This window comes from Kitasatospora sp. NPDC048365 (assembly GCF_043200835.1).
Lineage (GTDB): Bacteria > Actinomycetota > Actinomycetes > Streptomycetales > Streptomycetaceae > Kitasatospora > Kitasatospora terrestris.
Genome location: NZ_JBICYJ010000045.1, coordinates 18,857 through 31,326, shown reverse-complemented (window position 1 = coordinate 31,326; position 12,470 = coordinate 18,857). Strand labels below are relative to the sequence as shown.

The 12,470-nt window shown below is 74.4% G+C and carries 9 protein-coding genes; 6 read left to right on the top strand and 3 right to left on the bottom strand.

Going from position 1 to position 12,470, the window contains the following annotated elements; translation table 11 throughout:
- Positions 1 to 22: 22 nt before the first annotated feature.
- Positions 23 to 595: a methylated-DNA--[protein]-cysteine S-methyltransferase gene (locus tag ACGFX4_RS33320; protein WP_393082519.1), complete on the top strand. Its 573-nt coding sequence runs from the start codon at positions 23 to 25 to the stop codon at positions 593 to 595.
- A 37-nt stretch (positions 596 to 632) separates the two neighbouring features.
- Here the strand turns inward: ACGFX4_RS33320 and ACGFX4_RS33315 are convergent, their stop codons facing one another.
- Positions 633 to 1,751, bottom strand: coding sequence for an ATP-grasp domain-containing protein (locus ACGFX4_RS33315; RefSeq protein ID WP_393082516.1), 1,119 nt, complete (start codon positions 1,749 to 1,751; stop codon positions 633 to 635).
- Between the two features lie 528 nt (positions 1,752 to 2,279).
- Here ACGFX4_RS33315 and ACGFX4_RS33310 point away from each other — a divergent pair.
- On the top strand, positions 2,280 to 3,707 hold the full coding sequence (locus tag ACGFX4_RS33310) for a family 2B encapsulin nanocompartment shell protein (RefSeq protein WP_393082513.1): 1,428 nt from the start codon (positions 2,280 to 2,282) through the stop codon (positions 3,705 to 3,707).
- A gap of 99 nt (positions 3,708 to 3,806) precedes the next feature.
- Positions 3,807 to 4,946 (top strand): family 2 encapsulin nanocompartment cargo protein polyprenyl transferase, encoded by a 1,140-nt coding sequence (locus ACGFX4_RS33305; RefSeq protein ID WP_393082510.1) that lies wholly within the window; start codon positions 3,807 to 3,809, stop codon positions 4,944 to 4,946.
- Positions 4,947 to 5,100: 154 nt separating this feature from the next.
- Here ACGFX4_RS33305 and ACGFX4_RS33300 read toward each other — a convergent pair whose 3' ends face one another.
- The gene (locus ACGFX4_RS33300; protein WP_393082507.1) at positions 5,101 to 6,102 is read right to left on the bottom strand and encodes an NAD-dependent epimerase/dehydratase family protein; all 1,002 of its coding nucleotides are present in this window, start codon (positions 6,100 to 6,102) and stop codon (positions 5,101 to 5,103) included.
- A 222-nt stretch (positions 6,103 to 6,324) separates the two neighbouring features.
- Between ACGFX4_RS33300 and ACGFX4_RS33295 the strand changes: the two genes are divergently transcribed.
- Together ACGFX4_RS33295 and ACGFX4_RS33290 are read left to right on the top strand one after the other, a co-directional pair.
- Positions 6,325 to 7,623: a DUF1254 domain-containing protein gene (locus ACGFX4_RS33295; RefSeq protein ID WP_393082504.1), complete on the top strand. Its 1,299-nt coding sequence runs from the start codon at positions 6,325 to 6,327 to the stop codon at positions 7,621 to 7,623.
- Between the two features lie 60 nt (positions 7,624 to 7,683).
- Complete coding sequence (locus ACGFX4_RS33290; protein ID WP_393082501.1) at positions 7,684 to 9,009, top strand: DUF1254 domain-containing protein; 1,326 nt, start codon at positions 7,684 to 7,686, stop codon at positions 9,007 to 9,009.
- 48 nt (positions 9,010 to 9,057) lie between these two features.
- Here ACGFX4_RS33290 and ACGFX4_RS33285 read toward each other — a convergent pair whose 3' ends face one another.
- Positions 9,058 to 10,791 carry a hypothetical protein gene (locus ACGFX4_RS33285; protein ID WP_393082499.1) on the bottom strand — a complete coding sequence of 578 codons (1,734 nt, stop codon included), beginning with the start codon at positions 10,789 to 10,791 and terminating at the stop codon, positions 9,058 to 9,060.
- Positions 10,792 to 10,917: 126 nt separating this feature from the next.
- On the opposite strand from ACGFX4_RS33285, the gene radA reads away from it, so the two are divergent.
- Positions 10,918 to 12,429 (top strand): DNA repair protein RadA, encoded by a 1,512-nt coding sequence (radA, locus tag ACGFX4_RS33280; RefSeq protein WP_393082496.1) that lies wholly within the window; start codon positions 10,918 to 10,920, stop codon positions 12,427 to 12,429.
- The last annotated feature ends 41 nt before the right edge of the window (positions 12,430 to 12,470 follow it).

Sequence of the window (12,470 nt, the reverse complement as noted above, 5' to 3'; positions counted from 1 at the left end):
GCCGCCGGGTAGGTTGGCGGGCATGGACCGTTCCGGCCTCGCCGACCTGACCTGGGTGACCGTGGGCACGCCGCTGCCCAGCGGGCCGATGAGGTTCGGGGTGACCGATCGCGGGGTGGCCGCGGCCACGTACACCGCGGACGGCCTGGGCGGGCTGCCGGCCGGCGGCCCGCCGTGCTCCGACGGGCGGCGCGCGGAGCTGGTGACCGAGCGGGTCACCGCCTACTTCACGGCCCGCCGGCGCACCCTCGACCTGCCGTTGGACTGGCGGCTCAGCTCCGGCCCGCACCGTGCGGTGCTGCAGCGCCTGCAGGCCGACGTGGGCTGGGGCCGGACCATCACGTACGGCGAACTGGCCTCCCTCAGCGGGGTGTTCGAGGAGCTGACCGAACCCGGTGCGGCGGCCCGCACGGTCGGGCAGATGATGGGCGCCAACCCGCTGTCCCTGCTGGTCCCCTGCCACCGGGTGGTGGCGGCGGACGGCCTGGGCGGCTTCGGCGCGGGCTGGCGCGAGGGCCCGGAGGTCAAGCGCTGGCTGCTCACCCTGGAGGGGGTGCTGCAGCCGACGCTCGACTGGGACGGGCCGGAGGTCTAGGCCGGCTCCTTCCGGTTCACGCCGGCCGGCGCGTCGCTCAGGCGGGTTCGAGTTCGGCGGTACGGGTGGCCAGCGGCGCGGTGGCCCGGTGAGGGAGGACGGGCTGCGCGGTGGCCAGTGGCGCGGTGGCCCGGTGGGGGAGGACGGGCTGCGCGGTGGCGACGAGGGTGTAGTCGCGGAGCACGAGCTCGGCGGTGGGCAGCAGCCGGGGGGTGCCGCCGAGGGCGAGTTCGACCGCGGCCCACGGCAGGTTGAGGCCGCACAGCCGCAGCTGGTGCAGGCCGCCGGAGGGGCGGGTGTTGACGTCGAGGACCACCGGGCGGCCGTCCGCGTCGTGGCGGAACTGCACGTTGGACAGGTAGCCGACGCCGAACTCCTCGACCAGGCGGCGGGCCGGCTCCAGGTAGACCGGGTCGACGGTGAAGCCGCGGCGGCGGCCGCTCTTGGTCCGGCCGAGGGCGGTGAGCAGCGGGCCTTCGGGGGAGGTCAGGCAGTCCACCGAGACCTCGGGGCCGCGCAGGTAGGGCATGACCAGCAGGTCGGCGGGTTCCTCGGCGGCGTCCAGCGCGGCGACCACCTGGTCGAGTTGGACGCTGGCGTCGACGAAGCCGGCCAGTCGGCGGAGGCTGAACGGCTCGCGGGTGAGCATCCGGAAGCCTTCGCCGCCGGCGCCGTTGGCGGGCTTCAGGCAGGCCTGGCCGCCGGTCGCCTCGATCTCGCCGACCGCCGCGAGCAGCTCGTCGGCGGTGCGGACGTGCCGCCACAGCGGGGTGGGCAGGCCGATCGCGTCCATCGCTGCGTAGCCGTCGGCCTTGCTCTCGAACACCGCGATGGCGGCGGCGCTCGGGCAGACCAGGGCGGTGCCGATTTCCTCGAATTCGAGGCGGTGCAGCGAAATGGCGAGCTGGTTGAGCCGGGGCAGGAAGACGTCTATTCGGTTGCGGGCACAGAATTCCAGGGCGAATTCCAGGTAGGCCTCTGGAGAGAGGCCGTCGGGTTCGAGCGCGCCGAAATCCGCGGCGGCCAGCACCGGCGAATCGGGATCGACGTGTGTCGCGTACACCTCGACCTGCTGCGGAGCGCTCCTGAGCAGGTCGATGAAGAAGACGTTCTCGGCGTAGGTGCGGTTGAGCCAGACGCGAACAGGGGCGCTCACGGAATTCTCCCTGAAAAAGGGCGTGATGGTGGAGAGGGCGCAGTCGGGCCACCGGATTCGGCCATCGCATCCGCCGCGCTCTATGAGGTGGCACCTTAGCGCCCGTGGCGGGCCCGGAGAACGGGGGGTGGGTACCGTTTCGGCACCGGGTCGCCCCGGCCGGGCCCGCGGCCCGGGCGGAACCGTCGGTCGGGTCGATGGCTGTCTTCAACTCCCTTGTCCGGCAGTGGAGTTGGCGGCATGTTGCGGGCCGGTTCCGGCGGGTGGGCGGACGTTGCGATTGGGTGAAATCTCGGCCGGGGGCGGGGAGCGGGCCCGGTGCGCGGGGTCGGGGGTGCGGAGCCCGGCCCCGGGGCGCCCCGGGGCGGCGGTCGAACGCCGATCGAACGGTGGTCGGGCTGGTGATCAGTCGTCCTCTTTGTCCACCCATATTGACCACTCGTTTGAGTGATTGCGGGAATACCTGAATGGCCGTCAGCATGGCTGGTGCAGAGTGTCAACGCGGCCAGCGTGCGGAGGGGTTCCCATATGTCGACCGAGACCAGCATCGGTATTCCCGGCCAGGCGGGGCCGATGGAGGGCGGCTCGCAGACCAGCCTCAGCGTAGCCGCCGCGAAGAATCTGGCGTCGACCACCAAGTCCGCTCCGCAGATGCAGGAGATCACCTCCCGCTGGCTGCTCCGGATGCTGCCCTGGGTCGAGGTCTCCGCCGGTACCTACCGGGTCAACCGCCGCCTGAGCTACGCCGTCGGCCGCGGCCGGGTGAGCTTCGTGCAGACCGGTTCGGACGTCCGGGTGCTCGCGCCGTCGCTGCGCGAGGTCCCGGTGCTCCGCGACTTCCCGGACGACGCGCTGCTGGAGGAGCTGGCCGGTCGGTTCACCGCGCGCCAGGTCGCCCCCGGAGAGGTGATCGTCGAGCAGGGTGCGGCGATCGACGAGGTCTTCCTGATCGCGCACGGCCGGGCCGACAAGGTCGGCACCGGGCGGTACGGCGACCCCACCGTGCTCGGCGTCTTCGCCGACGGCGACCACATCGGCGACGAGGCACTGACCGAGGCCGACGGCCGCTGGCCGTACAGCGTGCGGGCCGCCACCGCCGGCACCGTCATGGTGCTGCGCTGGCCCGACTTCCAGGAGCTGGTCGACCGCTCCGCGGCGCTCCGCGACCAGATCCTCGGCTTCATCGCCAACGCCCGCCGGCCGCAGGGCCGGAAGGGCGAGGCCGAGATCTCCCTGTCGGCTGGCCACGAGGGCGAGTTCGAGCTGCCCGCGACCTTCGTCGACTACGAGCTCAAGCCGCGCGAGTACGAGCTGAGCGTCGCGCAGACCGTGCTGCGGGTCCACACCCGGGTCGCCGACCTCTACAACCAGCCGATGAACCAGACCGAGCACCAGCTCCGACTGACCATCGAGGCGCTGCGCGAGCGCCAGGAGCACGAGGTGGTCAACAACCCCGAGTTCGGCCTGCTGGCCAACGCGGAGTACAGCCAGCGGATCTCGACCCACTCCGGCCCGCCCACCCCGGACGACATGGACGAGCTGCTCAGCCGTCGCCGGGGCACCAAGTTCTACCTGGCCCACCCGAGGGCGATCGCCGCCTTCCAGCGCGAGTGCAACAGCCGCGGCCTGTACCCGGCCACCGTCGAGCTGCACGGCCGCCAGGTCCCGGCCTGGCGCGGCGTCCCGGTGCTGACCTGCAACAAGATCCCGATCACCGCGCAGAACACCACCTCGATCCTCGCCATGCGTACCGGCGAGGACAAGCAGGGCGTGATCGGCCTCCACCAGACCGGGCTGCCGGACGAGTACGAGCCCGGGCTCTCGGTGCGGTTCATGGGGATCGACGAGAAGGCGGTCATCTCGTACCTGGTCAGCGCCTACTACTCCGCCGCGGTCCTCGTCCCCGACGCGATCGGCGTGCTGGAGAACGTCGACATCGCCGCACCGCGCAACTGACCGAGCGCCGAGTCCAGAGCACCGAGCACCACGTACTGAGCACCACGTACTGAGCACCACGTACCGAGCACCGAGCACCACCGCCAGGGGGGAAGCAAGATGGGGATCTTCACGCTGGAGCGTGACCACCGGGGCCGGCCGGACGGCCCCGGCGGACCCGAGAGGCCGGACGGCGAAGCGGTCGAGTCCGGGAGCGAGTCCGGCAGTCAGGAGGAGGGCGGGGACCAGGAGCTCGCGCGCGAGCTCCTGGTCCGGGCCCGGGCCGTGGTCGACCCGGCCCTGCGGGCGGCCGTCGAGTCGCTGCCCGAGTCGATGCGCCTGGTCTCCGGCTACCACTTCGGCTGGTGGGAGGCGGACGGTACGCCGAGCAACACCGGTTCCGGCAAGGCCTTCCGCCCGGCGATGGTGCTGGCCGCCGCCCGGGCGCTCGGCGGCCGGCCGGTCGAGGCGGTCCGGGCGGCCACCGCGGTCGAGCTGGTGCACAACTTCACCCTGCTGCACGACGACGTGATCGACCGGGACCAGACCCGTCGGCACCGGCCCACCGCCTGGCGGGTGTTCGGCACCACCGGCGCCATCCTGGTCGGCGACGCGATGCACTCGCTGGCACTGCGGGTGCTCGCCGAGGATCCGCACCCGGCCGCGGCCGACGCGGTCCGCCGGATCGCCGACTGCGTGGTGGAGCTGTGCGCCGGGCAGCAGGCCGACTGCGCCTTCGAACAGCGGGCGGACGTGTCGCTCGCCGAGTGCCTGGCGATGGCGGAGGCCAAGACCGGGGCCCTGCTCGGCTGCGCCAGCGCGCTCGGCGGGCTGTACGCGGGGGCGTCCACGGCGGCCGCGAACGCCCTGGACGCCTTCGGCCGGGAGATCGGTCTGGCCTTCCAGCTGATCGACGACCTGATCGGCATCTGGGGCGACCCGGCGGTCACCGGCAAGCCGGTCGGCGCGGATCTCGCCGCCCGGAAGAAGTCGCTGCCGGTGGTGTTCGCACTGCGCTCCGGCACCCCGGCCGGGGCCGAGCTGGCGGAGCTGTACGCGCACGAGCGCCCGCTGAGCGCGGAGGAGCTGCAGCGGGCCGCCGCCGCGGTGGAGGCGGCGGGCGGCCGCGAGTGGGCGCAGGGGGAGTCCTGCGACCGGATGGCGGCCGCCATCGCCCACCTCGCCGAGGCGGTTCCCGCCCCGGCGGCGGCCGACGAGCTGCTCGCCCTCGCCGAGCTGGTCACCCGCCGCTCCCACTGACGCCCTGCCGGCAGCCCTCCGGCAGCCCTCCGGCAGCCCTCCGGCAGCCCTCCGGCAGCCCTCCGGCAGAGCTCTGGGCCGTCGGTAGCCCTCCGCCCCGCAGGCGGGGCCCTCGGCGGCGCCAGGAGCCCTCTGCGGCGCCGCCGGTGCCCGGTCAGGCGGAGAGGATCTTCTGCTCCTTCTCCGGGTCGATGCCCAGCGGGTTGCCCACCACCAGGGAGGAGACCTCGCTGCGGCCGCCGGCCTCCAGCCAGGCCCAGGTGTCGCGGACGGTGTCGGCGAGCGGTCGGATCCGCAGGCCGGCCGCCGCGGCCTTGGAGCTGTCGGTGCGCCAGGTGCCGTACCACTCGGGGTCGGCGCCGGGGGTCCACAGCGGGAGTTCCAGCCAGGGGCCGACCTCGGCGGCGGTCAGGACGGTGTCCGGGGTCCACACCAGCTCGGCGTCGGAGCCGGTGGCGGCGACGCAGGCGCGCAGCAGTTCACCCATGCTGGTCGAGCCGATCGGCGCGGTGGTGACGTACCGGCCGGTGGCGCCCTGCTCCACCAGGTCGAGGCCGAAGGCGGCGAAGTCGCGGGCGTCGATCAGGCTCAGCTGCTGCTCCGGGTCGCCGGGGGCGAGCACCCTGCCCCCGCGGGCGATCCGGTCGAGCCACCAGGGGAGCCGTCCGACCGACTCGTGCGGGCCGATCAGCAGCCCGCAGTTGAGCAGCGAGGACTGCTCGCCGAAGTACTTGAGCACGGCACGCTCGCAGCCCGCCTTGAGCGCGTTGGCGGCGGGCTGGTCGGCCGGCAGGTCGGGGTCGCAGGGGTGGGTCGGGGAGCTCTCGTCCACCTGTTCGGCGGGCCAGTGGGCGAAGGCGTGGACGGAGGAGACGAAGCTGTAGTGGCCGACGTGCTCGCGGAGCAGCTCGGCCGCCCGGGCGACGTCGTGCGGCTGCTGGCCGGAGGTGTCGACGACGGCGTCCCAGCGGCGGCCGTCGACCAGCCGGGCCAGGTCGGCGGCGTCGGTGCGGTCGCCGTGGACGGCTTCGACGCCGGGCAGGTCGGTGCGGCTGACCCCGCGGTTGAAGGTGGTGACGTGGTGTCCGCGGACGAGGGCCGCTTCGGCGTAGGCGCGGCCGAGGAACTTCGAGCCGCCGAGTATCAGGAGGTCCATGCACTCAGCCTCTCCGCCGGAGACCGTTCGCACAGATGCGTTCACTGTCGGCGGAGGGTGTTCACCGACGGCGGACCGGCCGACCGGCGACCGGCGACCGGCGGACCGCCCGGCCGAGGAGCCGGGAGCCGACATGCCGGGCCGTCATACGGCGCATAGCATCCCCCTGTACCCGTCTGGGTGATATGTCTGATTCATCCGCAATTAGAGGAGGGGTGTGCTGTGGGCAACCCGGTGCTCGTCGACCCGACGACCGTGCGGGCGACCGCCGCCGAGGCGTGGATCTGGGGCTACGCGCTGCTGGAGAACTACCGGACGATCTATCCACAGGCCATCGACGACGCCGACCCGCGTTACGTCGGTGGCTTCGGCGTCTTCCGGCACTACCCGCACCCCTTCACCCCGGCCAACACCGATGTGGTGACGCCCAACAACGACACCCCGTACTCGATGGCCTGGCTCGACCTGCGCGCGGAGCCGTGGGTGCTGGAGGTGCCGGCCACCGACCGGTACTACGTGATCCCGGTGCACGACCTGGACACCAGCTACGTCGGCTTCATCGGCTCCCGCACCACCGGCCGGCAGGCGGGGCGGTACCTGGTGGCCGGGCCCGGCTACCACGGCGAGCAGCCGGCCGACTTCGACGGGATGCTGCGCGCCGACACCAACCTGGTGGGGATCATCGGCCGCACCTACCTGGCCGGTCCGGACGATGTCGCCGCGCTGGAGCAGTTGCAGGCCCAGTACGTGCTGAAGCCGCTGAGCGAGCACCTGGGCATGCCCCGGCCGGTGGCGGCCGAGCCGGTCTGGCCGGTCTGGCGCGGCGAGGAGGTGCTGGACACCCTGGAGTTCTTCACCGACCTGGACTTCCTGCTCGGCTTCTTCCCGGTGCTCCCCGCCGAGGCGGAGCTGCGCGGCCGGCTGGCCGAACTGGGCGTGGGCAGCGGCGACTTCGAGCCGGCCACGCTCCCGGCGGAGACCCGTGAGGCCCTGCTGCTCGGCATCAAGGACGGCCGGGCGAAGCTGGAGGAGGAGGCGGAGCGGACCACCGGGTCGCACGGACTGTTCGGCACCCGCGTCCAGCTGGGCGGCGACTACCTGGGCCGGGCGGTCGGAGCGATGAAGGGCCTGTACGGGCTGCCGGAGGAGGAGGCCTGGTACAGCGGCTGGCCGGGCGACTGTTCCGGCGGGCGCGGGTACACCGTGCGCTTCCCGCCCGGCGGGCTGCCCGCGGCGCGGTTCTTCTGGTCGATCAGCATGTACCGGATGCCCGAACGCTTCCTGGTGGACAACCCGATCGACCGGTACTCGATCGGCGACCGGACCCCGGGCCTGCGCTACGACGCGGACGGCGGGCTGACCCTCCACCTCCGGCACGAGCGCCCTGCCGACCCCGGGGAGGAGGCCAACTGGCTGCCCGCGCCGGACGGTCCGTTCACGGCGGTGATCCGGGTGTACGGGCCCGAGCCGGCCGTCCTCGACGGCCGCCGGCCGCTGCCCGGGCTCACCCCCGCGGACTGAGCCGCCCCACCGCCCGAGCCGCCCCACCGCGCCCCACCGACCTCTCAGGAGTGCTCCCGCATGGCCGACGGAACCCCTCGGACGCTGGCCGCCGACGCGTACGTCTACGGCTACCCGCTGGTCTGCGACCTGAGCATGGTCGGGACGTTCCACGTCTCGGGGCTCGGTGCGATCGGGCCGGGTCCGTTCAACACCTTCGGGCACGCCGACGAACTGGCCACCCCCGCCAGCCACTTCGTCTCGGTGAACAACGACACCGTCTACTCGGCGGCGCAGCTGGACCTGTCCGGCGGTCCGCTGCTGCTGCACGTGCCGGACACCGCCGGGGCGTACTACGTGCTGCAGTTCATCGACGCCTGGACCAACAACTTCGCGTACATCGGCCGCCGGTCCACCGGGACCGGCGAGCAGACCTGGCTGATCACCCCGCCGCACTGGCACGGGACCCCGCCCGCCGGCGTCGGAGTGATCACCGCGCCGACCACCGTGGCCACCGTCGCGGCCCGCTTCGCCTGCGACGGCCCCGCGGACCTGCCCCGGGTGGCCGCCCTGCAGCGGAAGCTCACCCTGGCGCCGCTCGAACCGGGCGGCATCCTGGCCGGGATCCCCGAGCCCGACCCGGACGTGCCCGAGGAGCTGCGCCTCCTGGAGCAGTTGCGGGTCTGGGCGGCCGCCTTCCCGCCCGCCGAGGCGGACCTCGCCCACCAGCAGCGCTTCGCCCCGATCGGCCTGCTCGACGACGGCCGCTCCCCGTACCGGGACGGTCCGGCCGAGTGGGTGGGCATGCTGGTCGCCGGCCTGGCGGACGGCAAGGAGCGGGTCGAGGCCGCGACCCGCCCCGCCGAGGGCCGGCCGGCCGGCGAGTGGAACGTCAACCTGCACCTCTTCGACTACAACCTGGACCACCTCGGCCCGGGCACCCGCGACGAGCCGCGGTTCCGGATCGCCGACCGCAGGGCCGCCTACCTGACCCGCGCGGTCGCCGCCCGGATGGGCCTGTGGGGCAACCACGCGTACGAGGCGGTGTACGGCAACACGTACGACGACGCCGAGGGCAGGCCGCTGACCGGCGCCCACGCGTACACGCTGCGCTTCGACGAGCTGCCGCCGGTGGACGGGTTCTGGTCGGTGACGATGTACGGCGTTCCGGAGTACTACCTGGTGGAGAACCCGGCCGACCGCTACTCGATCGGCGACCGCACGCCCGGTCTGGTGTACGCGCCGGACGGTTCGCTGACCCTGGTGATCCAGCGCGAGCGGCCCGCCGACCCGGCCAACTGGCTGCCCGCGCCGGAGGGCGCGTTCCGGCCGATGATCCGGCTGTACGAGCCCGGCGCGGCGGTCCTCGACGGCACGTACCGCATCCCGCCGATCCGGCCGAAGTGAGGCCGAGGCGCCGCCCGGGTGCCGCCGAGGTGTGAGGGGTGCGCGGGGTCAGGCGGACGGGGAGGCGGTGGCGGGTCCGGTGGTCGGGGCCGGGGTGCCGGGCGCGGGGTCGGCGGGGGGCGGGGTGCCGGGGGTGCTGGGCGCGGGATCGGCGGGCGGGTCGGTGGGTGGAGTGGTGGCCGGGGGCGGTGTGCCGGGGTCGGTGGGGGTCGGGTCGGGGGTGGGGTCGGTCGGGGGCGGGGTCTGGCCGCCGCGGTGGACGGGGCCGCCCTCCAGGGTGACCACGGCCTGGGACGGGGGCAGGGCGATCCGGGCGGTCCAGTGGCTTTCGGGGGCGCGGGTCTCGTCCACCGTGACGGTGACGGTGATCCGCTGCCCGGGGGTGAGGGTGCCGGAGTCGCGGCTGAGGCGCAGCCAGTCGACGTCCAGGACGGCGTGCCAGGCGATCGGGCTGCCGCCACTGTTGGTGAGGGTGATGACCGTCCGGTTGCCGTACTCGCCGGCCTCGACGGTGAGCTGCCCGGGTGCCGCGGCGGGGGCCTGCGGCGCGGGGGCGTCGGGCGCGGCGTGGACGGGGGAGAGAGCGGGGCTGGAGAGCGCGCGCGTGCCGTGCGAGGGCACCGGGACCAGCGGGCCCTGGACCGCGGGGAGGGACGTTTCTGCATCGACGGCCGCTCCGACCAGTTGCACCGCGTCGGCGGGCGGGGTCGGGTCGGTCACCGGCACGGGTTCCGCGGGGTGGTCGGCGGCAGGGGTGGGCGCGCTGTCGACCCGGACCGAGGAGACCGGGGCCGCCGTGGCGGGCCCGTCGCCGTCCCGGTGGGCGGCCCAGAGGGCGACCACGGGCGCGGTGAGCACGGCGGCCAGCACGCCGGTGGTGACCATCCGTTGCCGTACCACGGCGGCCCGCCCGGTGGACGGCGCCCGGTGCCGGGGGAAGCCGCGCTGGTCGAAGCGCGGCCCGGCCTCGCCCGGCGGGACGGGGGCGGCGGCCCGCCGCGCGGCGGCCGCGCCGGCCAGGAACGCGGCGCCGGCCGTCCCGCCGGGCAGCCGGTCGGCGGCGCCGCCGACCCGGACCGTCACCGGCGCGGGGAGCAGCGGCAGGCCGGGCAGCCCGGTGCCGAGCTCGCCGCCGACCCGGTCGGCGGTGCCCCGGCAGGTCGGGCAGTCGACCACGTGGGCGACCAGCTCGCGGCGCAGCGCCGGGCCGAGCACCCAGCCGCGCCAGCTCTCCGCGCCGACGCCGCCGAGCCGGACCAGCTCGGGGCAGTTGCCGACGCCGAGCACCAGCAGGGCGGTCCTGGTCCGGGCGACCTCCGCGCCGGCGGCGTCGAGCAGGGCGCCCGCGTCCTCGGCGGTGCGGCCGAGGACGGCCGCGACCTCGTCGGTGGAGAGCCGGTGGCGGACCGCCAGCTCCAGCGCCTCGCGTTGCTCGGGGTCGGTGCCGGCGGCCTCCGGCCAGGCGAGCGAGGCGAGTTCGCGGCGGCGCTCGGCGGCGCGCTCGGCGCCGACCGGGGCGGACGGGCCGACCCCGCGCTCCAGCCGGGCCAGGCAGGCGTGCCGGGCGAGCGCGTACAGCCAGGCGCGCAGCAGTGCCGGGTCGGCGAGCCGGTCGCCGTTGCGCAGGGCGAGGTCGCGGACCTCGGCGAGGGCGGTGACCGCCGCGTCGTGCTCGCACAGCACCGACAGGCAGTAGGTGAACAGCCCGTCGACGCTGTGGCCGTAGGCGCGCAGCAGGTCGGAGTCGGCGGCGCTCGTGGGGGAGGCGAACCTGGTCGTCACGTTCCCGACGGTAGAGACGCGGGGCCGCCCGCCCGGGTGGTTTCGGGGGCTTGTACTTCTTTCGGGTAACAGGACCGCGGTCTGCGCGGCGCGGTGTTGTCTGACCCACCCGCTACGGTTGGCCGCATGGCAGCCCGTACCAAGACCACCGCCAAGCCGCGCCCGGCGTACCGCTGCACGGAGTGCGGCAACCAGCTCCCGAAGTGGGTGGGCCGCTGCCCGGAGTGCAACTCCTGGGGCACGGTGGAGGAGTACGGCGCGGTGCCGATCCGGACGACCGCGGCGGGCCCGGTGAGCTCCCCGGCCAAGCCGATCGCGCAGGTCGACGGGCAGGTGGCGACGGCCCGCTCCACCGGCGTGCCGGAGCTGGACCGGGTGCTCGGCGGCGGCCTGGTGCCGGGCGCCGTGGTGCTGCTGGCGGGCGAGCCGGGCGTCGGCAAGTCCACCCTGCTGCTGGACGTGGCGGCGAAGGCGGCCACCGAGCGGCACCGCACGCTCTACGTCACCGGCGAGGAGTCCGCCGGACAGGTGAAGATGCGGGCGGACCGGATCAACGCCCTCTCCGACCACCTCTACCTGGCGGCCGAGTCGGACCTCGGCGCGGTGCTCGGCCACATCGAAGCGGTCAACCCCGGCCTGCTGATCCTCGACTCGGTGCAGACCATCGCCTCGGCCGAGCTGGACGGCGCGCCCGGCGGCCCGGCGCAGGTCCGCGAGGTGGCGGGCGCGCTGATCCGGGCCTCCAAGGAGCGCGGCATGGCCACCCTGCTGGTCGGCCACGTCACCAAGGACGGGCAGATCGCCGGTCCCCGCCTGCTGGAGCACCTGGTCGACGTGGTGCTCTCCTTCGAGGGCGACCGGCACGCCCGGCTGCGCCTCATCCGGGGCGTCAAGAACCGGTACGGCGCCACCGACGAGGTGGGCTGCTTCGAGCTGCACGACGAGGGCATCGAGGGGCTGGCCGACCCGTCCGGGCTGTTCCTGACCCGCCGGGCCAAGCCGGTGCCGGGCACCTGCCTGACCGTCACCCTGGAGGGCAAGCGCCCGCTGGTCGCCGAGGTGCAGGCGCTGATGGTGGATTCGCAGATCCCCTCGCCGCGGCGGACGACCTCCGGCCTGGAGTCGCCGCGGATCGCGATGATCCTCGCGGTGGTCGAGCGGCACGGCGGCGTCAAGCTCGGCAAGCAGGACATCTACACCGCCACCGTCGGCGGGGTGAAGCTCACCGAGCCCTCCGCCGACCTGGCGATCGCCCTGGCCGTGGCCAGCTCCTCCTCGGACACTCCGCTGCCCAGCAACCTGGTGGCGATCGGCGAGGTCGGCCTGGCCGGCGAGGTCCGCCGGGTGACCGGGGTGCAGCGGCGGCTCGCCGAGGCGCACCGGCTGGGCTTCACCCATGCGCTCGTCCCGCCGGACCCGGGCAAGGTCCCGCCGGGCATGAAGGTGGTGGAGGTGGCCGACATCGGCGAGGCACTGCGGGCCATCCCGGGCCGCCGCAAGGCCGCCGCCAAGCCCCGTACGGAGGGTGCTCCGGCGCCCCGGCAGGCCCCCGCGGCGTCCGGGCGGGCAAGCGTCGCAGCCTACTCCGACGAGCTCATGGCCGGCTGGGAACCGGTCGACTCGGACGAACTGGGCTGACTCACGTCCTGTTATTGCCGCACGCAGTTAGACTTTGCCCT